General features: G+C 68.7%; 21 protein-coding genes. 12 read left to right on the top strand and 9 right to left on the bottom strand.

Going from position 1 to position 24,638, the window contains the following annotated elements:
* The first annotated feature begins 237 nt into the window (after positions 1-237).
* From ABEA10_RS39825 to trxA, 8 genes are all read left to right on the top strand, one after another.
* Complete coding sequence (locus ABEA10_RS39825) at positions 238-738, top strand: NUDIX domain-containing protein (protein WP_345473047.1); 501 nt, start codon at positions 238-240, stop codon at positions 736-738.
* Positions 735-2,825: a DUF6049 family protein gene (locus ABEA10_RS39820; protein WP_345473045.1), complete on the top strand. Its 2,091-nt coding sequence runs from the start codon at positions 735-737 to the stop codon at positions 2,823-2,825. Before ABEA10_RS39825 ends, ABEA10_RS39820 begins: the two co-directional genes overlap by 4 nt.
* Positions 2,818-4,584, top strand: a complete 1,767-nt coding sequence (murJ, locus tag ABEA10_RS39815; RefSeq protein ID WP_345473043.1) for a murein biosynthesis integral membrane protein MurJ — start codon at positions 2,818-2,820, stop codon at positions 4,582-4,584. The genes ABEA10_RS39820 and murJ overlap by 8 nt, the downstream gene beginning before the upstream one ends.
* 184 nt (positions 4,585-4,768) lie before the next feature.
* Positions 4,769-6,343, top strand: a complete 1,575-nt coding sequence (locus ABEA10_RS39810; protein ID WP_345473042.1) for a protein kinase family protein — start codon at positions 4,769-4,771, stop codon at positions 6,341-6,343.
* Positions 6,344-6,526: 183 nt separating this feature from the next.
* On the top strand, positions 6,527-7,147 hold the full coding sequence (gene sigM / locus ABEA10_RS39805; protein WP_425551022.1) for an RNA polymerase sigma factor SigM: 621 nt from the start codon (positions 6,527-6,529) through the stop codon (positions 7,145-7,147).
* Positions 7,144-7,887 (top strand): zf-HC2 domain-containing protein, encoded by a 744-nt coding sequence (locus ABEA10_RS39800; RefSeq protein WP_345473041.1) that lies wholly within the window; start codon positions 7,144-7,146, stop codon positions 7,885-7,887. The genes sigM and ABEA10_RS39800 overlap by 4 nt, the downstream gene beginning before the upstream one ends.
* A gap of 175 nt (positions 7,888-8,062) precedes the next feature.
* Positions 8,063-9,067, top strand: a complete 1,005-nt coding sequence (trxB, locus tag ABEA10_RS39795; RefSeq protein ID WP_345473039.1) for a thioredoxin-disulfide reductase — start codon at positions 8,063-8,065, stop codon at positions 9,065-9,067.
* Positions 9,068-9,108: 41 nt separating this feature from the next.
* Entirely contained in the window at positions 9,109-9,429 is a 321-nt protein-coding gene (gene trxA, locus ABEA10_RS39790) for a thioredoxin (RefSeq protein WP_329248764.1), read from the top strand.
* Positions 9,430-9,728: 299 nt separating this feature from the next.
* On the opposite strand, the gene ABEA10_RS39785 is transcribed toward trxA, so the two are convergent.
* From ABEA10_RS39785 to rsmG, 4 genes are all read right to left on the bottom strand, one after another.
* Positions 9,729-10,331, bottom strand: coding sequence for a GNAT family N-acetyltransferase (locus ABEA10_RS39785; protein ID WP_425551021.1), 603 nt, complete (start codon positions 10,329-10,331; stop codon positions 9,729-9,731).
* Positions 10,332-14,052: 3,721 nt separating this feature from the next.
* Positions 14,053-15,015 (bottom strand): ParB/RepB/Spo0J family partition protein, encoded by a 963-nt coding sequence (locus ABEA10_RS39780; RefSeq protein ID WP_345473035.1) that lies wholly within the window; start codon positions 15,013-15,015, stop codon positions 14,053-14,055.
* 91 nt (positions 15,016-15,106) lie between these two features.
* On the bottom strand, positions 15,107-15,931 hold the full coding sequence (locus tag ABEA10_RS39775) for a ParA family protein (RefSeq protein ID WP_425551020.1): 825 nt from the start codon (positions 15,929-15,931) through the stop codon (positions 15,107-15,109).
* Positions 15,932-16,201: 270 nt separating this feature from the next.
* On the bottom strand, positions 16,202-16,909 hold the full coding sequence (gene rsmG, locus ABEA10_RS39770; protein ID WP_345473395.1) for a 16S rRNA (guanine(527)-N(7))-methyltransferase RsmG: 708 nt from the start codon (positions 16,907-16,909) through the stop codon (positions 16,202-16,204).
* Between the two features lie 227 nt (positions 16,910-17,136).
* On the opposite strand from rsmG, the gene ABEA10_RS39765 reads away from it, so the two are divergent.
* Positions 17,137-17,469 (top strand): DUF6458 family protein, encoded by a 333-nt coding sequence (locus ABEA10_RS39765; protein ID WP_345473033.1) that lies wholly within the window; start codon positions 17,137-17,139, stop codon positions 17,467-17,469.
* Positions 17,470-17,544: 75 nt separating this feature from the next.
* On the opposite strand, the gene ABEA10_RS39760 is transcribed toward ABEA10_RS39765, so the two are convergent.
* The 5 genes from ABEA10_RS39760 to rpmH are packed head-to-tail and all read right to left on the bottom strand — an operon-like array spanning position 17,545 to position 19,966.
* The gene (locus ABEA10_RS39760) at positions 17,545-18,045 is read right to left on the bottom strand and encodes a Jag family protein (protein ID WP_345473031.1); all 501 of its coding nucleotides are present in this window, start codon (positions 18,043-18,045) and stop codon (positions 17,545-17,547) included.
* Between the two features lie 43 nt (positions 18,046-18,088).
* The gene (gene yidC, locus ABEA10_RS39755) at positions 18,089-19,153 is read right to left on the bottom strand and encodes a membrane protein insertase YidC (RefSeq protein WP_345473029.1); all 1,065 of its coding nucleotides are present in this window, start codon (positions 19,151-19,153) and stop codon (positions 18,089-18,091) included.
* Between the two features lie 10 nt (positions 19,154-19,163).
* On the bottom strand, positions 19,164-19,460 hold the full coding sequence (gene yidD, locus ABEA10_RS39750) for a membrane protein insertion efficiency factor YidD (RefSeq protein ID WP_329248787.1): 297 nt from the start codon (positions 19,458-19,460) through the stop codon (positions 19,164-19,166).
* Positions 19,457-19,816 carry a ribonuclease P protein component gene (gene rnpA / locus ABEA10_RS39745; RefSeq protein WP_329248790.1) on the bottom strand — a complete coding sequence of 120 codons (360 nt, stop codon included), beginning with the start codon at positions 19,814-19,816 and terminating at the stop codon, positions 19,457-19,459. The genes yidD and rnpA overlap by 4 nt, the downstream gene beginning before the upstream one ends.
* Before the next feature lie 12 nt (positions 19,817-19,828).
* A complete protein-coding gene (gene rpmH / locus ABEA10_RS39740; protein ID WP_345473026.1) occupies positions 19,829-19,966 on the bottom strand; it encodes a 50S ribosomal protein L34 in 138 nt (45 codons plus the stop codon).
* A gap of 314 nt (positions 19,967-20,280) precedes the next feature.
* Here rpmH and dnaA point away from each other — a divergent pair, with 314 nt between their 5' ends.
* The 3 genes from dnaA to gnd all read left to right on the top strand — a co-directional run bounded on the left by dnaA (position 20,281) and on the right by gnd (position 24,616).
* Positions 20,281-22,026, top strand: a complete 1,746-nt coding sequence (dnaA, locus tag ABEA10_RS39735; RefSeq protein ID WP_345473024.1) for a chromosomal replication initiator protein DnaA — start codon at positions 20,281-20,283, stop codon at positions 22,024-22,026.
* 495 nt (positions 22,027-22,521) lie between these two features.
* Positions 22,522-23,643: a DNA polymerase III subunit beta gene (gene dnaN, locus ABEA10_RS39730; RefSeq protein ID WP_329248795.1), complete on the top strand. Its 1,122-nt coding sequence runs from the start codon at positions 22,522-22,524 to the stop codon at positions 23,641-23,643.
* 40 nt (positions 23,644-23,683) lie between these two features.
* Complete coding sequence (gnd, locus tag ABEA10_RS39725; RefSeq protein WP_345473394.1) at positions 23,684-24,616, top strand: phosphogluconate dehydrogenase (NAD(+)-dependent, decarboxylating); 933 nt, start codon at positions 23,684-23,686, stop codon at positions 24,614-24,616.
* Positions 24,617-24,638: the final 22 nt, after the last annotated feature.

Here is a 24,638-nt window from a genome sequence, read left to right as displayed (position 1 = left end):
GAGCGTAGATCCTCGCAGGTGGCAGGCAAAACAGGAATCGCCTACCTGCCGGTCCTCATTTGTTCCGATACGGGGTGCAGCGCGATGAGATCCCAGGCAGCGAAGTCTGTCCGCCGCCGTATCTCCCCCGACCAACCAGCCCCGACCGACCTCCCGGGGCGCGGACTCTCGGTACGGCCCGGCGAAATCACCCCGAGCAATGACCGATTACGCATGCCTGGCTACTACCATAACGCCGTGCCCCGCCCGCGTAATCGTCGACGGCTCGCCGGTCCGCCCGGTCCTCATCACGAGGAGACGTCGGCGGGCGGCCTGGTCGTCGACATCGCGGGCGCCGCGCGAGCTGCACTGATCGCCCGGTACGACCGTGATGGCCGACTGCGGTGGTCACTGCCCAAAGGACACATCGAAGGCGCGGAGACGATCGAGGAGGCGGCGGTGCGCGAGGTGGAGGAGGAGACCGGCATCCGCGGCCGGATCGTCGCTCGCCTGGGCTCCATCGACTACTGGTTCTCCGCGAGTCATGCCCGTCATGCCCCACCGTCCAGAGACCGGCGGGTCCACAAGACCGTGCACCACCACCTGCTGCTGGCGACCGGCGGGGTCCTTTCCGACACCGACCCGGAGGTCGCCGAGGTCGCCTGGGTCCCGCTCGCCGAGGTGGCCGGCCGCCTCGCCCACGCCGACGAGCGCCGGCTCGTCGCCCACGTACCCGAGATCCTCGTGGCCGTCACGTGAGACGACTCATCGCCCTGGTCCTGCCTCTGCTGTTCAGCGGAGCACCGGCGTTCGCCGCGGCACCGAAGCCGACGCCGTCCTCCGCGCACACTCACGCCTCATCGCACGCCTCGCAGGGGCGCGCCTCACGGGACCGCGAGCCCACGCCCAAGTCCCCCGTCAGCGTGAAGCTGTCCTCGATCCATCCCGCCGGGTACCTCCGGGCGAACTCGACTCTGCACGTGACCGGCCGGATGATCAACCAGTCCGAGAGCGGGTACCAGCGGGTCTCGGTACGGCTGCGGTTCCGCTCGCAGCCGATGGCCAACCGCGGCGAGCTGGAGACGTACGCCGACGGAAAGGGGCTGGACCCGCAGCAGGCCGGGCCGCAGCGGCTCGCCGCGGCGAGCCTGCCGGTCGGTGGCCAGCAGTCCTGGTCGGTGTCGCTCAAGGTACGGCAGATGGGCCTGAGCACGTTCGGCGTCTACCCGATCTCGGTGGAGGTGCTCAGCGCCGCGGGCACCGTGCTCGGCCACGTGCGCACGTTCGTCACCTACTACCCCGCGGGCAGCTCTCCCCAGAAGACCAAGGTGGCCTGGGTCTGGCCGATCATCGACCAGCCGCACCGCGCCGACGACTCCACGTTCGTCGATGACGGCCTCGAACGCCAGCTCGGCTCCGGAGGCCGCCTGTCGAATCTGGTCGCCGCCGCGGCGCGGACGACCACCCAGGTGAGCTGGCTCCTCGACCCGAGCCTGGTCGAAGACGCGACCCGCATGGGCGACACCGACGGCTACTCCATCAAGGGCACGTCCCGGCCCCAGAGCGTGGCGGCGAACGACTGGCTGCGATCGCTGCACGCGGCGGTCACCGCCCCCGGTGACCGTCTCATCGCCACGCCGTACGCCGATCCCGACGTGATGGCCCTCGCTCAGCACGGCATGAGCGACGACGTCAAGTTCGCCGCCCAGCAGGGCACGCGCACGCTCGCCACGGCCGGCCTGAGCGGCGCGACGCCGGAGGTGGCGATGCCCCCGGACGGCCTCGCCGACCAGGCCACGCTCTCCTCGCTCGTCGCCAGTGGCTCTCGTACCATCCTGCTGAGCAGCTCGGTGCTGCCGGACTCGCGCGCCGCGACGTACACCGTGGACCCGGTCGCGCACAAGATGGTCTCGGGCACGAACGTCAGGCTCGTCGCCTACGACGACACCCTGCGCAAGATCCTGGCCACCCCCACGACCGAGCCCGGCGGCACGATCGCCGCCGAGCAGCGGTTCCTGGCCGAGACCGCCATGATCACCGGTGAGGCGCCCCAGAAGTCCCGCACCATCGTCATCACTCCGCCGCGCCGCTGGAACCCCAGCCCGGCCTTTGCCAAGGCGGTGCTGTACTACACCTCCAAGATGCCCTGGATGCAGGCCGTGCCGCTGGGCGCGGCGGAGAACACCCCGGCCGCCGGCCGCGTCTTCCAGGCGCAGAAGGACTCCGGCCTGAGCAAGAACTACCTGCGCCAGGTCCGGGACCTCCGTTCCAGGGTCCGGCAGTTCACCTCGATCTTCACCTCGGCCGCCAGCGGCTTCACCCTCGGCATCGCCCGCACCGAGTCCTCGGCGTGGAACGGCCAGTCGCGCAAGGGCACGAAACTGCGCGACACGCTCACGGACGAACTCGACCACGACATCGGCAAGATCAAGGTGCTGAACGACGGCATCACGATGGCGGGCAGGTCGGGCCGTACCGCGATCACCATCTCCAACGGGCTCGACCACGGCACCGTCGTCGTCACCCTGCGCGCCTACTCACAGAACAAGACACGTCTGCGAGTGGACTCCGTCAACCGCACCCTGAGGCTCGAACCCGGGCACAAGGACCAGGTCACCCTCGACATGAAGGCGTCCGCCAACGGCATCGCCTATGTCAACCTCGAGCTCCTGGCCCCGGACGGCCGCCCGTTCGGCACGGGTCCGCACGTGCTGCACGTACGGACGACCGCGTACGGGCGAACCGCGCTGCTCATCACCGGCGTCTCACTTGCCGTACTCTTCGTCGGCGTCGCCATACGCGTCGTACGCCGCAGAGCCGAGCGAGCGGAGGAGTCCGTTGAGTGACCTGGAGCCGGGCCGATCGGAGGCGGCGAGCACGCTGCCGGACATTCCGATCGTCGACCCGAGCACACAGATCATGGAGACCGCCGAGGACGTCCGGGCGGAGCAGGCCGGATCCTCCGGCTCCCGCGTCGGCGGCCTGCTGAAGTCCAGCGCCGTCATGGCGCTGGGCACCGTGGCGTCGCGCGCGCTCGGCTTCGTCCGCAACGCCGTCATCGTGATCGCGCTGGGCACCGGGCCGCTCGGCGACGTCTACAACGTCGCGAACACCTTCCCCAACGTCGTCTACGACCTGCTGCTGGGCGGCATCCTCACCGCGGTGCACGTCCCGATGCTGGTCCGCGCCCTGGAGAAGGACCGCAGGTACGGCGAGGAGTACGAGGCGCGGCTGCTGACGATCGTGCTCGGCGGCCTGCTGGCCCTGACCGCGATCGCGATGGTCTGCGCGCCGCTGCTCGTCGACCTGTACGCCAGCGGCTTCACGCCCGCGCAGCACAAGCTGGCCGTGATCTTCGCGCTGTTCTTCCTGCCGCAGATCTTCTTCTACGGCGTCGGTGCACTGGCCGGCGCCTCGCTGAACGCCCGCGGCAGCTTCGCCGCGCCGATGTGGACACCGGTGCTCAACAGCGTCGTCGTGATCATCATCGGCGGCGCTTTCCTGCTCGTGGCGGGCCCGGGCGTCACGCCGTCCAGCATCAGCAACAACGAGGTCACTCTCCTGGCGGGCGGCACCACGCTGGGCATCGTCGTCCAGACCGTCGCGATGTGGCCCTCGCTGCGCAAGGTCGGCTTCCGCTTTCGGCCACGCTTCGACTTCCGTCGCGATGAGCTCGCCCCGGTCGGCGGCATGGCCCTGTGGACCCTGCTGTACGTCGCGATCATGCAGGTCGGTTTCGTGGTGAACACCAACATCGCCGTACGCGCCGGGGTGCGGGGGGAGCACGAGCACCTCGGTTACGGCGTCGGGCTCACTCCGTGGAACAACGCCTACCTGCTGTTCCAGCTCCCGTACGCGATCGTCGGCGTCTCGGTGATGACGGCGCTGCTGCCGCGGATGAGCCGGCACGCCGCCGAGAACCGCACGGACCTGGTCCGCGACGACCTGGCCTCGGGTCTCAACCTCACCTCGGTGATCATCATCCCGTCGGCGGCGCTGCTGTTCGCGCTCAGCCCTGAGCTGGTCACCGCGTTCTTCGCGCACGGCGCGACCGGCCTGGCCGACGGTCTGATGATCGCCAACGTCGTGCAGGCGTTCGCGCTGACCCTGGTGCCGTTCGCCGTACAGCAGCTGTTGCTGCGGGTCTTCTACTCCCTGGCCGACACGCGTACGCCGGCGCTGATGGCGATGGGCACCATCGTCATCAGCATCACGCTCGGCCTCGTCGGCTACGCGATCCTGCCCACCGACATGATCGTCGAGGGCATCGCGATCTCGCTCGGCATCTCCTGGACGGTCGGTTGCCTGGTGTCGGCGACGATCCTTCGGCGGCGGCTGGGCGGGCTCGGCGCGGGGCGGATGGTGCGCACCCACACCAAGATCGCGGTGGCGACCGTGCCGGCGTTCGTGTTCGCTCTCGGAGTCCACGAACTGTTCTTCAAACTTTTCTATTATCGGCTGATCACCTCAGTGGCGGCGCTGGCCATCGGAGGCGCGGGGGCCGCCGTGCTGTATGTGCTGGTTGCGCGTCGAATGCGGATCTCCGAGGTGGAAACGCTCACGGGAACCGTGATGCGCAGGTTGCCCGGACGTGTCTCGAGTTAGGAGAGGGTGCCCGTATGGTGGGAGAGCGCAACCGTCTACGGGTAGTAATCCGAAGACGCTCCTCGAGCGTCCTACCTAAGGGCGGGGGCACGCACAACACCGCCCACGAGGCATCGAGGGAGGGTCGAAGGCGTAAGGGAGCCACGGCACATATGGGACGCGATTACCTGCGCCGGACGCCGCGTTGAGCACGTCCGTCATCGAACCCGGCACCCGCCTCGCCGGTCGTTACCGTCTGGACGACCGTGTCAGCGAAGCGGGTGGTTCCACGTTCTGGAAGGCGACAGACGAGATCCTCGCCCGCCCCGTCGCGGTGCTGACCTTCGCCCCGGGCTTCCCCCGGGTGCACGACGTGGTCACCGCCGCCCGTGCCGCCAGCCGGCTCACCGACCCCCGCCTCACCCAGGTGTTCGACGCGGACGACAGCGGCGAGAACGCCTACGTCGTCAGCGAATGGGTCACCGGTGAGACGTTGGAGGACCTGCTCGCCGAGGGCCCGATGGAGCCCGGCCGCGCGGCCGCGTTCCTCATGGAGGCCGCCGAGGCGCTCGCGTCGGCGCACAGCGCGGGCCTGGCCCACCTGTGCATCACGCCGCACAACCTGGTCTGGACCAGCGGCGGCACCGTCAAGGTCACCGGCCTGGGCGTCGAGGCCGTGCTCGCCGGCTCCGTCTCCGACACGCCGGCCGCCGACGACACCCAGGGGCTCGGAGAGCTGCTGTACGCCTCGCTCACCGGGCACTGGTGCGGCGCCGAGGGCACCCAGCTGCCGGCCGCGCCGAGCGGCCCGGACGGACGCCCGGCGCCGCCCTCCCAGGTCCGCCCCGGCGTGCCGCCCGACCTCGACGACATCGCCTGCCGGGCGCTGCACATCCCCGCACGAGCCGGTCAGGAGCCGCTGAGCGCCCCGTCGGAGTTCGTCTCCGCCCTGAGCCGGGTGCCGCGCTCCCCGCTGCCCTTCGTGCCGCTGGCGGGCTCCACGCCGCCCGGCGTGATCAACCGGCCCGACCAGCCGCGCTCGACGAGCACGACGACCTCTCCGGTCGACCCGCTCTCGCGCACCGTGCCCGACCCGCCGCAGGCCCGCACCCAGGCCACGCACCGGCCCCAGCGGTCCGCGCAGCCTCCGCGCCAGGCGCCGGTCCGGCACTCCTCCTCCGGCGGTGGCGGCTCGATCAGCCGGCCCGTGCTCGCGGCGATCATCGTCGGCGTCCTGGTCATCATCGCGCTCGGCGGCTGGGGCCTGTCCCAGCTCGGCGGTGGTGACGACAACGGCACCAACCCCAAGGCCGGCACGAAGACCAGCCCGGCCACCAAGGCGGCGACCGAGAAGCTCCCCGTCAGCAAGGTGCTGGCCTACAACCGGGGGCCCCATGCGGACAGCTCGGCCAACAGCGACCTGGGCAAGGCCACCGACGACAACAAGTCGAGCTACTGGACCACCCAGCACTACAACGGCGCCGACTTCGGCAGGCTGCGGTCGGGCATCGGGCTGGTCCTCGACATGGGCAAGACCGTTTCCGTCTCCAACGTCAAGGTGTCGATGCCCCCGGGCACGCCGGGCACCGTGGAGCTGCACATCGGCGACTCCCCGACCTCCGGCACGCAGCAGACCGACACCGGTGACGCGGTCGGCTCCTTCACGCTGAACGGCAAGCAGGCCAAGGGTCGTTACGTCACGCTCTACTTCACCAAGCTGCCCAACATCGGCGAGTTCAAGGCCCGCGTACAGAACGTCGCGGTGTACGGAACCGGCTGATTCCGTCACATCGGGCACGATGGAGCGCAGACGACTACCATCGGGTGCGTGCTGATGATCCCCCAAGTGGCCGAGACCGGTAAACGCGACCGTTTTCCCGCTGGTACGGGACGGCCTGGGCAGGTCCGGCACACGCTCAGCGACGATGCCCTCGACGGAACGGGCTGACGGACTATGGCGATCATGCGTGGGGGACGCTCGGTCGAGGCTGCTCCGGACAAGGAGCTGCTGCGACGTCACGCCGACGGCGATCCGGACGCTTTCTCAGAACTCGTACAACGGCACCGCGACCGAATGTGGGCGGTGGCGCTGCGCACGCTCGGCGATCAGGAAGAGGCCGCGGACGCGCTGCAGGAGGCGTTCCTGTCCGCCTACCGCGCGGCGGGCCGGTTCCGCGGCGACGCGGCGGTGACGACCTGGCTGCACCGCATCGTCGTCAACGCCTGCCTCGACCGGCTGCGCCGGCGCTCGATCCGGCCGGTCGTCCCCATGGGCGACGACGCCACGCTCGACTCGGTCGCCCCCAAGAACCCCGACCCGACGTCGGCGCACGAACTGTCGCTCGACGTCAGCGACGCACTCCAGCGCATACCCTTCGAGCAACGGGCGGCACTCGTCCTCGTCGACATGATGGGGTACGCCGTCGATGACGCGGCCAAGGTCCTGGAGGTACCCCCGGGCACGATCAAGAGCCGGTGCGCGCGCGGTCGCGCGCGGCTCGCACCGCTTCTTGGTCACCTTCGGAACCAGGGCGCCGGCTCCGACGTCAGATCTGCGGAGGAAGGAGGTGGCAAACCCGCGTGACTGCCGCACACCTTGACTATGAAGCGCTGGCCGACTTCGCCGAGGGAATTCTCGACGACGCCACGGCCACATCCGCTGAGGCCCACTTGGCGGCGTGCGACGACTGCCGCCGACGCGCTGCCGAGGTGGCGGAGGTCTCCCGCGTTCTCGCGCGGGCGCCCGTACCACCGATGCCCGCGCATCTCGTCGACCGGCTCGACGCGGCGCTGGCCGCCGAAGCGGCCTCGCACGCACCCGTGCGCCGGCCTCACCGCCGGTTTCAGTACATCGCCGCGGCTGCCGCGGCGGTCGTGCTGGTAGGCGGGGGAGCCGCCGCCGTCCGCACCGTCGTGGACGACGGAGGCTCCAGCAACGCGACGAGCGCCCGGCCGCCGATCGCCGACCCTACGCACTCGGCACCGGGGCCGGCGGTCGCGCCGGCGGTTCCGTTCACCGTCGTCCATTCCGGCACGAAGTACACCTCCAAAGATCTGCGGTCGCAGGTCGTGCGCGTTCTCGCGAAGCCCGCCACCGGCGGCGCACACGCGTTGAGCGCGCCGGAGGCACTCGGCGCCTGCGTGGCCCGGGTGGGCGGCGGAAAGGTCCCGCTGCTGGTCGACTCTGCGACGTACGACGGCCGGGCGGCCACCGTCATCACGCTGCCCGGACAGGACGCCGGACACGCGGACGTGTGGGTCGTGGGCGATCGGTGTTCGGGCTCGAACGCCGACGTACTGGCACATCGGTCGGTCGAGCGCTGACCGACCGCTTCACGGGCCGGTCCTTCCCCTCCCGGGGACGGGCCGGCCCTTTCTCATGCTTGTCGGTGCCGGTGACCGGTGCGGGAATCCAGGCCGCCTAGGATCGGTTTACTCGTACTGCGAAGCAAAGTGATCGACACGGGCTTCGACGACAGGATCGGAAAGAGGCGCGACTGTGAGCGACGTGCGTAATGTGATCATCATCGGGTCGGGGCCCGCGGGCTATACGGCCGCGATCTACGCCGCGCGTGGTGACCTCAAGCCCTTGGTCTTCGAAGGCGCCGTCACCGCCGGCGGGGCGCTGATGAACACCACCGAGGTGGAGAACTTCCCCGGCTTCCCCGACGGCATCCAGGGCCCGGAGCTCATGGACAACCTGCGCAAGCAGGCCGAGCGCTTCGGGGCCGAGCTGGTGGCCGACGATGTGACCGAGGTCGACCTGGCGGCGAACCCGAAGGTCGTCAAGGTGGACGGCGAGACCCATCTGGCCCGCGCGGTCATCATCGCGACCGGGTCGCGGTACCGCGAGCTGGGGCTGCCGAACGAGAAGCGACTGTCCGGGCACGGCGTGTCCTGGTGTGCGACGTGTGACGGGTTCTTCTTCCGCGAGAAGGAGATCGCCGTGGTCGGCGGTGGCGACTCCGCGCTCGAAGAGGCCATCTTCCTGAGCCGCTTCGGCCGCTCGGTCACCGTCATCCACCGTCGCGACCAGCTGCGCGCCAGCAAGATCATGCAGGACCGCGCCTTCTCGAACGAGAAGATCAACTTCTTGTGGGACTCCGAGGTCGTCGACATCCTCGGCGACGACCGTGTCACGGCCGTACGGACCCGCAACGTCAAGACCGGCGAGGAGAGCACGCTCGACGTGTCGGGTGTGTTCATCGCCATCGGGCACGAGCCACGCACGGAGCTGTTCGCGGACCAGCTCGACCTCGATGAGGAGGGCTACCTCCGCGTCAACGCGCCGACGACCGAGACCAAGCTGCCCGGCGTGTTCGGGGCCGGTGATGTGGTCGACCATCGGTACCGTCAAGCCATCACCGCCGCCGGCACCGGCTCGGCGGCCGCGCTCGACGCCGAGCGCTGGCTGCAGGAGCAGGGCACCGCCGAGCTGACGGAGCAGTCACCGGCCGAAATGCCGGAGCAGCCGCCGGCCGAGGTCAAGCCGCAGCGCGCGTGAGTTCCGCCCAGTCATACCTCAGCACGAGTTAGGAGATCCCCGTGGCAACCAAGGCTGTCACCGACGCCGACTTCGACGTCGAGGTCCTCAAGAGCGACAAGCCGGTGGTGGTGGACTTCTGGGCTGAGTGGTGCGGCCCGTGCCGCCAGGTGAGCCCGATCCTCGAAGAGATCGCCACCGAGCACGCCGACAAGCTCTCCGTCGTAAAGATCAACATCGACGAGAATCCCAAGGTGCCGGCGACCTACGGCATCATGCAGATCCCGACGCTCAACGTCTTCCAGGGCGGTGAGGTCGTCAAGCAGATCATCGGCGCCAAGCCGAAGGCCGCTCTTCTGAAGGACCTCGCCGACTTCATCTGAGCGCTGCCTGCGCTTCCGCGGCCCTTTCGGCTCCGGCTCCACGTCTCTGACGTGGGGCCGGAGCCGTTTTTACGCCCCTGACCTGGTAAAACTCGCGAGAGGCCCGCTGGCGGGAGAACGCCGTTGTTCTGGTGTGATCGGTTAGAGATGGGGTCTGAGAGGCCTGTGGGCCTTCTGAGACGGCAAAACGGCGTACGTACGGGGTGAGGGGGCGAGGCCGGTCGTACGGCGTCCGTTGATGTTGATTTTGGGCGGCGTGTCGTCTTGCTTTGCCGCTGGGCCGTGGTCGTCAGAGGGTCTCAGACGGGGCGGAGGGCGCCTTCGGGGGACATGGACCCGAGGAGGCGTTCGAGGGCGACCTCGACGTCCTCACGCCAGGAGACGGCGGATTTGAGCTCGAGCCGGAGGCGGGGGTAGCGGTGGTGCGGCCGTACGGTCTTGAAGCCGACGGCGAGCATGTACTCCGCGGGCAGGACGCAGCCGGGCTTCTCCCACTTGAGATCCCCGAACGCCTCGATGGCCCGTACACCGCGGCGGGTCAGATCCTTGGCGACGCCCTGGACGAGCATGCGCCCGAGCCCACCACCCTGAAACTCGGGAAGGATGTGAGCGGTCATCATGAGCGCCGCGTCGGCACTGACCGGACTGGTCGGAAACGCAACCGAACGCGGAACGTAGAGCGGCGGCGCGTACATCACGAATCCGGCCGGCACCCCGTCGACGTAGACGAGCTTGCCGCAGCTTCCCCACTCGAGGAGCGTGGAGGAGATCCAGGCTTCCTTTTCGAGTGCGGGATCCCCGGTGTCCTCGGCGCGCTGCATGCTGACCGGGTCGAGCTCCCAGAACACGCACTTGCGACAGCGGGTCGGCAGATCCTCGACGTTGTCGAGCGTGATATTCACTAGACGACGCGACACCGGCCAGGCCCCCTTCTTGGGCGGAGCGCCTTCATCACCAGGACCTATTCCCGCTACAGGAAGATCTTAGAGCTACTTCTCGAACTCTGTTATCACCAGAGCACAACCCTCAGGCCACGCCTACGCGGAACAGTCCCGGCTCTGACTCCGAGATTAACCCGGCAACGGGCACGACGACCCGCCTCTCCGAGGACGAACGCCGGCGTCTTGCGTCAGGCGCTCCATGACGCCCGAGATACCCGACAACCCTGAGGCAAATTCGGACGTTGGTGGAGCGGCCCGAGATTCGGATTGCGGCGTGGGGCGCGGGCCGAGGGCCAGGCGGCCGAACTGGGCAATGCCGTGGGCTTGCCGGGTGCGTACGGCGCAACGCCGCCCAGCGCACGGTGCACCGGTCCATGACCTCGCCGCAGTCGTACGTGGAGCGGACCGGTTCCGCCCTGGCAGGGGGCAACGACCCGGCCTCGCGCCACGCGGTCCGGTCGTTGCGGCACTGGTGGCTCACTATGCCCACGTCTTCGGCCACCTCGACGTCAGTGCGGGATCCGAAACACTGGTGCGGTGGGTGCGGGGCTGGGCAGCGGGGGATTGCATGCCGCGGGCGGGATGTGACGCCGCGCGCTTCCGAGGCCCCCACCGGCTGGGCCTTCGACGCCCCGGGGCCGATGGGCTGGAGCGTCCGGTCAGCGGAGCTGATGAGGTCTCCCGGTCCGTGGGCAGTGGATGAGGATCCGGTCCGGCAGGGCACGAACCTAACGCTCGGCACGCAGAGGGCCTCCCGGCATGCCAACGACTGTGCGGGCAGGCATTCGTTCCTGCCATCACATGCCTGGCGGACCCGGCGGTGGAGCCGACCGAACAGTGCATGGCCCTGGCGTGGTTGCGACGGACCGCCTTCTGGTGCTCTCCGGTGGTCTCCGTACCTCGATGATGCCTACCAACCGCTCGTGGGTTAAGGGCCACCCAGAGCGCTGGTCGATGGGTGAGTCACCCGGCCACCGCTTCCCGCTCTCCCCCGCACGTATGAAGACGGCCCCGCTGTACTCGCTGAAGGGAAGTCCGTCCTGGGACGCCTGGCAAATCTTTGTCGACGGCGATCGACCACGTGGGTTTCACGTGAAACGGGCTACCGGCCGAAGATCTGGCCAACTCAGTCATGCGATACGCGCTGCGTCCACTCGGCCGTGTCTGCCGTCGACGCCGGGGCCATCGGCCTGTCGGCATGGTTGATGAGCCGGCAAAGCGATCCGGATTGTCCCGCCGTCGTAGGTCACCGGGGCCGGGCTCATCGAACGGGCCACCACCCAGTGACACGAACCACGGGAACTGGCAGCCGAACGCGAGAAGAACTCCGAGTGCGGCGAAGGGAGCTCCCTTCGCCGTCGCGGGCATATTCGAGGCCCATGCCGCTCATCATTGCGGCGCATCCAGCGGTGCGAGCAGGCGGCGGGCGTGGAACACCAACCGGCCGTTAGTGACCGGGTTAGGCCGGGCTAGACGTTCCTTCTGGCGACATCAAGGTGCCCCACACCTGGCGTCCACCAAGAGCTACATTGCCTGCTTCCCCATCGTCGACAGCGGCGCGGGCCGGTGTTCATCGCGGCCGCCAGAGCAGTATTCCCAAAGGCCTCGCTGGAGCGGCAAAGCCCCCGGAGCGCGTCGGCCAACTCAAGTGCCGTGCCGCCACATGTGCCTCACTGGCCGCGTGCCGGTCCGCACTGACGCACCCATCCATCCGTCCCCGGCATCACACCACCACGCCTGCGAACGCAACGCGGTCTCCGCGTCCGTGGCCAGCGGGTCGTCCTCTGTTGCCCTGGGACGCGAAGGCCATCTCTTTCGTAGGCAATGTTCTTGCGCCGTTTCACGTGAAACCCGTCGAGCAGACAGTCTTCCGCCAACTCCGTGCCAGGCATCGACCTACGACGTGGGTGGCACAGAACAGCCTGGTCGCCGTGAAGGGAGTTCAGCATTCCGAGGGGAGGACACGGCGGGAATCAGACGTCCCTTGCCGAGCACCGCCCTCGATCGAACCGGAGCAGCCTCGCCGGTCGTGCGCTGAACGCGACGCAGCCCGCCCGGCCGGTGGGGCCCCCGGTGTCGGCGCTGGCGGTCGGCATCGCGGAGGCGTTGCAGGCGATCTACTTGGAGCGCGTTGGAGTGCTTGAGCATCTGCCGCGGGCCGCGCCTCGCCGTCAAAGAGGCTCGGTTGGCCATCTCGCCTTCAGCTCACCGTCGGTGCACCCCGGTCGTTCCATCGGGTACGGCCGCTGTACCCGTTCGCTGCGCCGATCGAACGATCCCCCGACAGCCTCTTGGAAGGCCAACCCGCCACCTACCGCCGAGAACCAGAAACCCCTCGCGTCGCGCGCAACCGCGGACTGTCGATGGCCCGCCATGGGCGCCCCCGTTTCACGTGAAACACGGACTGAAGACCGAAGAAGGTGGCTACCGATTTGGCGAAGGAACCCGGGCAGCAGCCGACCGCGACGATGGGCTCGTAATGATCGCCAATCGGAGCGCGGCGTGTTCGGCCCGCGCGAGATCGATGAGATCGTCCCTAGCGTCGAAGCCGCCCGCGCCGCCGGGGTGGACGCGGGGCCCGTTCCCCCTCGACACGATCTCCCTGAAGGGCCGCAGCGGCCGCTCCGACGGCATCTTGACGATGTACCACGATCCAGGTCGCGGTGAAGCTCATGCGCCACGAAGGCCGTTGTCTTGGCAATCGAGCGCGGCCGCATCGGATCGGCGTGGATGGTCTTCAGCCGACGCCTAACGCCCAACTGCGGCACGTCTCCGTGCGTCACGACCGGTGGGCGGTGCAGCGCGCGCAGCTCGTCCGCGCGCCGACGTGTCCGCGGCGATATGCGGCGGAGGCTCAGACGTCACGGGCGTCCAAACGATGGCGCCGACCACCGCGCGGCACCCGAACCAACCGGTGCGAGAAGACAGCCAGGCGCACCGCGAACCAGCGCCGGGTGCCGGGTCATCCGGCGCTCCGGCCAATATCCGTCAGCCCCTGGGCCCAGTCTGTGATGCGGCTTCGGAAGGGACGATCGCCTCGGTCCGAGAATGCGTATCTGCGCTCAACCCTCCGCCCCGTGTCGCGTACACGCACCGCTGCACGCCGGGGGGCTGGAGACGCATGGGGAGTGTCGGTTCCGGACTGCATGCGCCCGTGGGAGCTCACCGGTCGCGGCGGAAAGTCGATTGTCGTCCTCGCGGGCCGTCGGACAACGCCGCCTCTGAGTCGTTGCCGACGCCACCTCACCGGCTAAGGCGCAGCCTTCCACGGACGGCTGGAGAGCCATCTACGCAAAGTCGCATCGGACGGTGCAAGGGGACGAGCAGCGTGCGCCATTCAGCCAACACGACCGCCCGATCGCCATGCGGCCCTTCCCCGTTTCACGTGAAACGGGGAAGGGCCGCATGGAGGGCCTCGACGATTCGCGGCCTGGACTCCGTCAGTTTGCCGTTGGCACCGCGCGAGGGGTTCCGGGCTCTCAGCGGTCAGGCGGCGGATCGTCTTCCGAGACGCTGGTAGGAGTCTGCCCGATAGATGGAAGATCGGTCGCGCGCCGCCGGTGCGCTGGCTGCGCGCCGGTCATCGGGGGGCCCTGGCGGCAAGGGCCGCGGCAGATACTCAAGCCCGCCAGCCGAGACGGCTGCCCCAGGCGTCGGCTCGACGGACGAGCCGCCAGGTGTCCTACTGTGGGTCGGGGCCCGGTCGGGATCCGGGACTCATCGCGTCGATGATGCGTTCCAAATCCTCAAGGGACGCGAACTCGACCACGATCTTCCCCTTGCGGTGGCCGAGGTCGACTCTGACCTTGGTCTCGTAACGTTCCGAGAGCTCCGCGGCCAGTTCCTGGACGCGAGGGTTCACCGGTTTGTTCCCCGACTTCCGGCGCGCCGCCTTCTTGGTGTCGCCGGCCTCCCCCAGGGCGATCAGTTCCTCCACCGCGCGCACCGACAGGCCTTCCGCCACGATGCGGGTCGCCAGTCGCTCCTGCATCTCCGCGCTGTCCAGACCCAAGAGCGCCCTCGCGTGGCCCGCGCTCAGCACGCCGGCCGCGACCCGGAGCTGGACCGCCGACGGCAGGTTCAGCAGGCGGAGCGTGTTGGTGATGTGCGGCCGGGAGCGGCCGATGCGGGCCGCCAGTTCTTCGTGCGTCGCGCCGAAGTCGTCCAGCAGCTGCTGGTACGCCGCCGCCTCCTCCAGGGCGTTCAGCTGCTGCCGGTGGAGGTTCTCCATGAGCGCGTCGCGCAGCAGGTCGTCGTCGGTCGTGTCCCGTACGATCGCCGGGATCGTGTCGACGCCGGCGAGTTTCGACGCCCGCAGGCGCCGCTCGCCCATGATGAGCTCGTACTCACCCGAGCTCAGCTCGCGGACCACGATCGGCTGCAGCAGGCCCACGATGCTGATCGACGCCGCGAGCTCCTCCAGCGCCTCGTCGTCGAACGTCTTCCGCGGCTGGCGTGGATTCGGGGTGATCTTCTCGATGGGGAGTTCGGCGAAGTGCGCACCCGCGACGAGGACCGGCTCCTGCACCTCGCCGTCGCCGGACGGCGGTGCCGGGCGGGTGGCCTCCTGGTCCGCGGACGGCGCGGGCGCCGTCGGGATCAGTGCGCCCAGGCCCTTGCCCAGCCCGCGTCGTTGCTGACTCACTTCGGTCCCTCCATGCCCCCAGCGCCGGGCGACCGCCCTGGCTCACTGACACCGCGAAGGTCAAGCGTACGGGCGGACCGGCGCCGCGTCCTCATTTGCTGTCTTCCGCCCCGCGGTAGGCCATCTCCCGTGCCGCCTCCGTGTACGCGAGCGCACCGCTGGATCCCGGGTCGTACGTCAGGACCGACTCGCCGTAGCTGGGGGCCTCCGACACCCGGACGCTGCGGGGGATCACCGTCCCGAGGACGAGATCGCCGAAGTGGCTACGGACCTCGTCCGCCACCTGGGCCGCCAAGCGCGTACGCGCGTCGTACATGGTGAGCAGGATCGTGGAGACCGCGAGGTTCGGGTTCAGGTGCTGCTTGACCAGATCGACGGTGTGGAGCAGCTGGCTCAGGCCTTCGAGCGCGTAGTACTCGGTCTGGATCGGGATCAGCAGTTCGTTCCCGCCCGTGAGCGCGTTGACCGTGAGCAGCCCGAGCGAGGGCGGGCAGTCGATGAGCACATAGTCGAGGTTGCTCAGGTCGTACGACTCGAGCGCCTTCCGCAGCCGCGACTCGCGAGCCACCATCGGGACGAGGTCGACCTCGGCGCCCGCCAGGTGCAGGGTCGCCGGAGCGCAGTAGAGGTTGGGCAGACCCTCCGCCGGCACGACGATGTCCTCGAACGCCCCACCCTCGAGGATCACGTGGTAGACCGACGGGATGTCGCTGTGGTGCTCGACGCCGAGAGCCGTGGAGGCATTGCCCTGCGGGTCCAGGTCGACCACGAGCACACGGTTGTTGTGCATCGCCAGCGCCGCGGCCAGGTTGACCGCGCTCGTCGTCTTTCCGACGCCGCCCTTCTGGTTGGCGATCGTGATGACGCGGCACCGCGGGGGACGGGGCCACTCCTTCTCGCCGCGCTTCGCCTGCACCCGTAGCGCCGCGGCTGCCGCCTGAGCGATCGGCTGGCTCGTTTCACGTGAAACTTCGGCCGCTTTGAGCGCCTCGCTTACCAACTTCGACTCCCCGTGTGCCGGATCACGTTGCGACGTCTCTTTGACAGGATCAGGAGCGGGCTGCGGCGGACTCTCCGAACTCTCCGAAGGACCCTGCGACGGCCATCCGAGCCCCGTCGCATCGTCCGAAGGCGCCCGCGTGGCTCGGTTCGGCCAGCCCAGTCCCTCTGCCGTGGTCAAGGACCGTCACCTCTTCCGTCCATGCGCTCCACCGCGCCGACGCCCGCCTCGACGGGAACCAGACCGCCCCTTCGGCGGCTGCGGGACCCTCCCCGCGACCGCGCGAACTACCGTCGTCGGCGGCTCGACCTTACCGTGACCGACGTGGAGTACCTCTGCCACGCGGACCCCGAATTTCTCCAGAACGGGTCGTGCTTCGTCGAGTTCCGCCGCCGCGCGCTCACCTTTCAACGCGAGAAGCTCGCCTTCCGGCCTGAGCAACGGCAGTGCCCACCCGGCGAGTCGCTCAAGGGGAGCGACGGCCCGGGCCGTGACGACGTCCACGGCGTACTCGCCGGCGACCTCCTCGGCACGCGCCCGGCGTACGGTGACGTGAGAGAGCGACAGGAGATCAACGCATTCCTGAAGAAAGACAGTACGCCGCAAAAGCGGCTCCAGGAGCGTTACCGACAGATCCGGGCGCATGATCGCGAGAACGATGCCCGGCAGGCCGGCGCCCGAGCCCACATCAATGACATTCGCCGACTCGGGCACCAGTTCGGTCAGCACGGCACAGTTGAGCACATGCCGGTCCCAAAGACGCTCGACCTCGCGAGGTCCGATGAGACCGCGCTCGACGCCGGGACCGGCCAGGAAGGCGGTGTACCGCTCGGCGAGGGGAAGCGCGTCACCGAAGATCTCGCGGGCGGCCGACGGCGCAGGAAGTGAAGGCATGGTCACAGGCTCTGGAAGCGACTCGGGAACGGTTGGGGATTCCCACCGACATCGAATGCTTCCACACGTGAGCGGCCTCGCGAACGCCGACCCGGCAACGCCTCCGATTCGATGCCTCCCACCAGGGCGGATGTCCGTCGTACGGAACGAAGATGCCACGACACGCATATCCCCCGAGGCAGGGGTATCCCTCCGATGGATGTTCCGTCGAAGGAGAGGTAGCAACCATGGGTATCGGCTCAGCGTTGGTGTTGATCGCACTGGGTGCGATCCTCGCGTTCGCGACCCATTTCCACGTCAGCGGGATCGACGTCCAGATGATCGGCTGGATTCTCATCTTCGTAGGCATCGCGATGTTGGTCATCACGCTCGCCTACACGAGGCCGCGCGCCCGGCGCCGCGCCGCCGTGGTGCAGGACGTCGACGTCATCGACGGCGAGCCCCAGCCCGGGGCGTACATGAGGGGGGCCGCAGACGAGCCGACCGTGGTCGAGCCGGTCGACCCCGCGGGTCACTCCCAGGTACGCCGCACCGTCCACGAACGCCGGGACGTCCGGTGACGCCTACAAAGGCCACAAAAAGACGGTCCCGTCACAGGTGACTGTGACGGGACCGTCGATGGCCGAGAGTGCCGGCTACTCCACGTGGACCACAACGTAGCGGCTGGGCTCCTCGCCCTCTGACTCGCTGCGCAGCCCGGCCGCGGCGACGGCGTCGTGCACGACCTTGCGCTCGAACGGGGTCATCGGCGCCAGCGGCTTGGACTCGCCGGTGCGCTTGACCTCCTCGGCCGCCTCGCGGCCCAGCTTGGTCAGCTCCGCGCGGCGCCGCTCGCGGAAACCGCTCACGTCGAGCATCAGCCGGCTGCGTTCGCCCGTACGGCGGTGGACCGCCAGGCGGGTGAGCTCCTGCAGGGCCTCGAGCACCTCGCCGTTCTTGCCGACGAGCTCATCGAGGGTGGCACCGACGACGGAGACCATCGCGCGCTCGCCCTCGACGTCCATGTCGATGTCGCCGTCGAGGTCCGCGATGTCCAGCAGGCCCTCGATGTAGTCGGCCGCGATCTCACCCTCTTGCTCCAGCGCCTGGACGTCGACCGTCCTGGGCTCGGTGGTCTCGGCTTCGGCTTGGCTCACACCGGGCTCCTCGTGGGTACTCGGACTGGACTGAGAAGTCACGCTACCGCTTCCTCTTGCTGCGGGACTGCCGTGTCGGCTGCTGTCGCGCGACCTTCGGCACCGGAGGGGTGTCCTCCGGCTCCGGTTCGGCGTCCGCCTTCTTTCTGGTCTTGCCGCCGGCCACGGAGCTGCCGGCCCGCACACTCGCCTTCGCGCCGGTCTTGGTCGCGCCCGCCTTGGCGGCACCCGCCTTCGCCGTACCCGCCTTGGCCGTGCCGGTACGCGAGGCGCCCGTCTTGGAGGTACCCGTCTTGGCCGTGCCCGCCTTGCCGTCGGCCGTGGCCTGCCCCTGCGCCGTGGACATCGGGTACTTCTTGTAGACGTAGTGCGACTGGGCCAGGGTCCAGGAGTTGGTGGTCACCCAGTAGATCAGCACACCGAGCGGCAGCGTGAGGCCGAAGAGGCCGAACAGCGGCGAGAGGTACACCAGGAACTTCTGCGACTGCATCATCGGATTGTCGGCCGTCATCGTCTGCATCGAACGGCCGACGCTCGACTTCATCGTGAAGAACGTCGTGGTGGAGCTGATCAGCACCGCCAGCAGCGTCACGATCATCGCGCCGACGTGCTTGTCGTGGAACGACTCGACGAACGTCGTGGGGATGGAGGCGCTGAAGATGTGCGCGTGCTGGGCGCTCTGGATCAGGTCGGCCGACATGCCGTACTTCGACTGGCCCGGCTTGGTGGTCGAGATGGCCCGCAGCACGTTGTACAGCGAGATGAAGATCGGGAACTGCACGACGAGCGGCAGACACCCGGAGAGCGGGTTGGCGCCCGCCTCCTGGTAGAGCTTCATCATCTCCTGGTTGAGACGCTGCTTGTCCTTCTTGTACTTCTTGCGCAGCGCCTGAACCTGGGGGTTCAACTCCTGCATCTTCCGCGACGCGTGAATCTGCTTCACGAACAGCGGGAAGATGATGAGCCGCATGAGGACGGTCAGGAGGAAGATCGACAGACCCCACGCCCAGCCGCTGTCCGCGGGGAAGATCAAGCTGAGGCCGGCGTGGATCTGGACGATGACCCACGCGACCGCCTCGAACAGCGGATCGAGGAAGCTGAAACTCACCGACTGGCTCCTAGTGCTCTCCGATTGCGGTGCCGCTCTGCCGCGGCGTGAGGTCAGGGGGTGCCTCGTCCTTGCGCGGCGGCACGGGGTCGTACCCACCGGGGTTGAACGGGTGGCAGCGGGCGATGCGGCGTACGGCCAGCCAGCCTCCACGCAGCGCGCCGTGCCGTCGCAACGCGACGAGTGCGTACGTGCTGCAGCTGGGCTGGAAGCGACAGACGGGCCCGAAGAGGGGGCTGATGAATCGACGGTAGAAGACGATCGGCAGCATCAATGCCCGGGCGACGGGCGTCGGCTTCCCTGTCATCTCCGCCTCTTGACCTCTCGCCGAAGGAGCCGGTCGAGTGCCGCGTCGACATCCGCGGCGAGTTCGTCGTTTCGTGCGGTCGCCGCCTTCGGATTGGCGCGCACCACAAGCAGGCTACCCGCTGGCAGCCGGTAGAGGCGCTCACGCACGATATGCCGGAGTCTGCGGCGCACCTTGTTGCGGGTCACCGCGTCACCGACCGGCCGACCGACGGTGAAACCGACACGTACCGGCTCGTCGGCGTCGTCGCGATGCTGCAGATGCAGGACCAGACGCGGCCGTCCGGCACGATCACCGCGCCGGACGGCCGAAGTGAACTCTTCTCGCCGCCGCATCCGGTTTCCGGACGGCAGCATGACTGCCGCTGGTCAGACCGCGACGTGGGCGCGCCCCTTGCGACGGCGCGAGGAAAGGATCGCGCGCCCCGCCCGGGTGCGCATGCGGAGCCGGAAGCCGTGCTTCTTGTGCCGGCGACGGTTGTTCGGCTGGTAAGTACGCTTGCTCACTCGAGACTCCAGAGGGGTGCTGCGGTCAACGTTGGTATAGGTCGCATCACGGGCGCATAGACCCCGCCTGCGGGAGTCGGCGACCTGCGGGCGTGCAGCACCGCCGTCGATGCGACTCGACCGTCGTACGTTACGGTCTGACCTGCCTCGCGGTCAAACCGGCGAGAGTTATCCACCGCGTTCCCCCTCCCCGTGCACAACTTGTGGACAACCCTGTGGATGACGCATGAGAGAGTGGTCCACTGCAGGTGCACGCGGTACGCCGGGGAAGTGACGTGTCGCCGCACACCTGGCGAAGGAGGGGAGAACAAAGGATGGACGGTCTGGATCTCGCCCTGGTATGGACCAGGGCGCTCGAGGCCCTTCCGGGTGATCTCCCGCCCCAGCACCGGGCATGGCTGGCCATGACCCGGCCGCTGGCCCTGGTCGAGGACACCGCCCTGTTGGCGACCCCCAACGACTTCGCCAAGGACGTGCTGGAGAACCGCCTGCGGCCGCTGATCACCCAGGTGCTGTCGAACCAGCTCGGCCGCGACATCCGGGTCGCCGTCACCGTACAGCCCGACCAGCCGCCACCCGCCGACCGGCCGCTGCCGGCCGAGCCGGAGTCCGACCACGAGCAGCCCCGGCCGTACCCACCCGAGCCGCAGGGATACTCCGGCCAGACGCTGCGCGGCCCGGCCGCCGACCCGCGCCCGTACACCCCGGAGCACTACGGCGAGTACACCGACCGGTACGCCGGCCGCTACGGCGCAGGCTCCGAGGGCAACCGTGACTACACGGGAGGCCCGGGGAACGGCCAGGACTATCCACAGGACTACGGCGCGGGCTCCCCCAGGAACGGCCAGGACTACGGCGGCCACTACCGCCAGGACCAACAGCCCGCGGGCCAGAACCCCACCGACCAGAAGGGTCCGCAGCGCGACCCGTTCGTCCCCACACCCGGGTCGGCGCCCGGCGGGGGCTGGCAGCCGCGCCCGTCCGCGGCGCCCGCCGAGAGCAAGGGCACCGGCGAGCACGCGCGGCTCAATCCCAAGTACACCTTCGACACGTTCGTGATCGGCTCGTCCAACCGGTTCGCGCACGCCGCCGCGGTCGCGGTGGCCGAGGCGCCGGCCAAGGCCTACAACCCGCTGTTCATCTACGGCGACTCGGGCCTGGGCAAGACGCACATGCTGCACGCCATCGGCCACTACGCGCAGAGCCTGTTCAACGGTGCGCGGGTGCGCTACGTGAGCTCGGAGGAGTTCACCAACGACTTCATCAACGCGATCCGCGACGGCAAGGCCGACAACTTCCGCCGGCGCTACCGCGACATGGACATCCTCCTGGTCGACGACATCCAGTTCCTGGAGAACAAGGAGCAGACGCAGGAGGAGTTCTTCCACACGTTCAACACCCTCCACAACGCCAACAAGCAGATCGTGATCTCCAGCGACCGCGCGCCCAAGCAGCTCGTGACGTTGGAAGACCGGCTGCGCAACCGGTTCGAGTGGGGGCTGATCACCGACGTGCAGCCGCCCGAGCTCGAGACGCGCATCGCGATCCTGCGCAAGAAGGCCGTGCAGGAGGGCCTGGTCGCGCCGCCCGAGGTGCTCGAGTACATCGCCTCGAAGATCTCCACCAACATCCGTGAGCTGGAGGGCGCGCTCATACGGGTCAGCGCGTTCGCGAGCCTCAACCGGCAGTCGGTGGACCTCCAGCTCGCCGAGATCGTGCTGAAGGACCTCATCCCCAACGACACCGGCCCGGAGATCACCGCGGCGACGATCATGGCGCAGACCGCGACGTACTTCGGCATCGACATGGAGCAGCTGTGCGGCCCGTCGCGCTCGCGGGTGCTGGTGACGGCCCGGCAGATCGCGATGTACCTGTGCCGCGAGCTGACCGAGCTGTCGCTGCCCAAGATCGGTCAGCAGTTCGGGGGGCGCGACCACACGACCGTCATGCACGCGGAGAAGAAGATCCGCAAGCTGATGGCCGAGAAGCGCCCGATCTACAACCAGGTCACCGAGCTGACGAACCGCATCAAGCAGCAGGCGCGCAACGGCGGGGCCTGAGCCGCCTCGGAGTCCCTGAGCAGCCGTCCCGGAGTTATCCCGATGCCGTCCCGGAGTTCTCCACAGTCGTCCACAGGCGTCCACAGAGTCTCCACAGCGGTTATCCAGAGACGGTGGATTGCACAGGGTGGGGAAAACTCTGTGGATCAATCCGGTGGACAACCATGTGGACGGCGGGGCCGATCCGGTGGATGAGATGGGGATGAACGGTGGACCGTCGGTGGATGAGATGGGGACGCTTCGCGACTGTCCTCAGGCATCCACGGAGTCCACAGGCTCGATACACAGCAGCGGTGGACAGAGATTCGGGGGTTGACCTGCGAAGACTAGGGTTTTCCCCAGTATCCACGGCCCCTAAGACTGTGACTGTTGTTCTATCTACTGAAGAGAAAGACAAGAACTAGGGGCTCGCGCGGGGCCACGATTGGGTGGACCCCGTACGGTCTCTTCTGTTCCACGACCCCAGGTGATCAAAACCTCAGGAGACGGTCCAAAGTGAAATTCCGCATCGACAGAGACGTCCTCGCCGACGCCGTTGCCTGGACCGCGCGCACACTGCCGGTCCGCCCGCCCGTCCCGGTGCTCGCCGGCATGCTCATCGAGGCCGGGGAGACGCTCAAGCTGTCCTCGTTCGACTACGAGGTCTCCGCGCAGATGACGATGGACATCGACGCGGACGAGCCGGGCACCGCGCTGGTGTCGGGCCGGCTCCTCGCCGAGATCTCCCGCAGCCTGCCCGCGCATCCGGTCGAGATCACCACCGACGGGGCCAAGGTCACCCTCAAGTGCGGCACGGCGAAGTTCACACTGCTGACCATGCCTGTGGAGGACTACCCGAGCCTCCCGGCGATGCCGCCCGCCGCCGGCACGGTCGGCAGCGACGAGTTCGCCGCGGCGGTGTCGCAGGTGGCCATCGCCGCCGGCCGCGACGACACCCTGCCGATGCTCACCGGCGTGCGGGTGGAGATCGAGGGCGAGACCGTCACGCTCGCCTCCACCGACCGCTACCGCCTCGCCGTACGCCAGTTCCGGTGGAAGCCCGAGCAGCCCGACATCTCCGCCGTCGCCCTGGTGCCCGCCAAGACGCTGTCGGACACCGCCAAGTCGCTGACCTCCGGCGCCGAGGTGTCGATCGCGCTCGCGTCCGGCGGCAGCGGCGAGGGCATGATCGGCTTCGACGGCGGCGGCCGCCGTACGACCACACGGCTCCTCGACGCGGAGTTCGTCAAGTACCAGTCGCTGTGGCCGAAGGAGACCTCCTCGGTCGCCGAGGTCGAGACCGGTCCGTTCGCCGAGGCCGTCAAGCGCGTCGGTCTCGTCGCCGAGAAGAACACCCCCGTGCGCCTGTCGTTCCGGCAGGGCGAGGTGGTGCTGGAGGCGGGCAGCGGTGACGATGCACAGGCTGTGGAAGTTCTCGGCGCCTCGCTGGAGGGCCAGGACATCGACGTCGCCTTCAACCCGCACTTCCTGCTCGACGGGCTCAGCGCGATCGGCTCCGACGTCGCGCGCCTGGCCATGACCACCTCGACCAAGCCGGCCGTCATGACCGGTAAGCCGGCCGACGACGCCGACCCGGACTACCGTTACCTGATCATGCCCATCCGCCTGTCGAGCTGATCAACAGGTTCACTACGCTCATAGGGGACAGGGATCCCTTCTGAGGAGAACTCACATGGAACTGGGGATGATCGGCCTTGGCCGCATGGGCGGCAACATGGCCGAGCGCCTGCGCCAAGCCGGCCACACGGTCGTCGGTTACGACCGCGACCCGAAGGTCAGCGACGTCGGCTCGCTCCAGGAGCTCGCCGACCGGCTCAGCGCGCCACGTGCGGTGTGGGTCATGGTCCCGGCCGGTGAGGCCACCCGGGCGACCGTGGAGAGCCTCGCGGACGTCCTCGAGCCCGGTGACCTGGTCATCGACGGCGGCAACTCGCACTACATCGACGACCAGGAACACGCGAAGCTGCTCGATCAGAAGGGCATCGGTTTCGTGGACGTCGGGGTCAGCGGCGGCGTCTGGGGCCTGAAGAACGGTTATGCCCTCATGGTCGGCGGCAGTGAGGAGCACGTGAAGCGCCTCATGCCGATCTTCGAGGCGCTCAAGCCCGAGGGCGACTTCGGCTTCGTGCACTCCGGCGAGGTCGGCGCCGGCCACTTCGCCAAGATGGTCCACAACGGCATCGAGTACGGCATGATGCAGGCCTACGCCGAGGGCTGGGAGCTGCTCGAGGCCACCGACCTGGTCAAAAACGTGCCCGAGACCTTCCGTAGCTGGCGCGAGGGCACGGTCATCCGTTCCTGGCTGCTCGACCTGGCCGACCGGGCGCTGCAGGACGACCCGGAGCTGCACAAGCTCAAGGGTTATGCACAGGACTCCGGCGAGGGCCGGTGGACGGTGCAGGCGGCGGTCGACCACGCCGTCCCGCTGCCGGTGATCACGGCCGCACTCTTCGCGCGGTTCGCCTCGCGGCAGGACGAGTCGCCGGCCATGAAGATGATCGCGGCGCTGCGCAACCAGTTCGGCGGCCACGCGGTGGAGACGGCGAAGGGCGCCGACTCGCCCGGCGCCGACGTCACCCCGCCGGCCTGATCCACGTACGACGCGGGCGGTC

The sequence above is a fragment of the Actinoallomurus oryzae genome (assembly GCF_039541955.1).
In the GTDB taxonomy this organism is placed as follows: Bacteria; Actinomycetota; Actinomycetes; order Streptosporangiales; family Streptosporangiaceae; genus Actinoallomurus; species Actinoallomurus oryzae.
The sequence above is the reverse complement of the archived record's forward strand: the minus strand, read 5'-3'. Positions and strand labels throughout refer to the sequence as shown.

Bases quoted from the DNA above. Each gene is read 5' to 3' on its own strand.
- sigM (WP_425551022.1), top strand. From the start codon at position 6,527: ATGCGTGGGGGACGCTCGGTCGAGGCTGCTCCGGACAAGGAGCTGCTG.
- rsmG (WP_345473395.1), bottom strand. From the start codon at position 16,909: ATGCCTTCACTTCCTGCGCCGTCGGCCGCCCGCGAGATCTTCGGTGAC.
- ABEA10_RS39765 (WP_345473033.1), top strand. From the start codon at position 17,137: ATGGGTATCGGCTCAGCGTTGGTGTTGATCGCACTGGGTGCGATCCTC.
- yidD (WP_329248787.1), bottom strand. From the start codon at position 19,460: ATGACAGGGAAGCCGACGCCCGTCGCCCGGGCATTGATGCTGCCGATC.
- rnpA (WP_329248790.1), bottom strand. From the start codon at position 19,816: ATGCTGCCGTCCGGAAACCGGATGCGGCGGCGAGAAGAGTTCACTTCG.
- dnaA (WP_345473024.1), top strand. From the start codon at position 20,281: ATGGACGGTCTGGATCTCGCCCTGGTATGGACCAGGGCGCTCGAGGCC.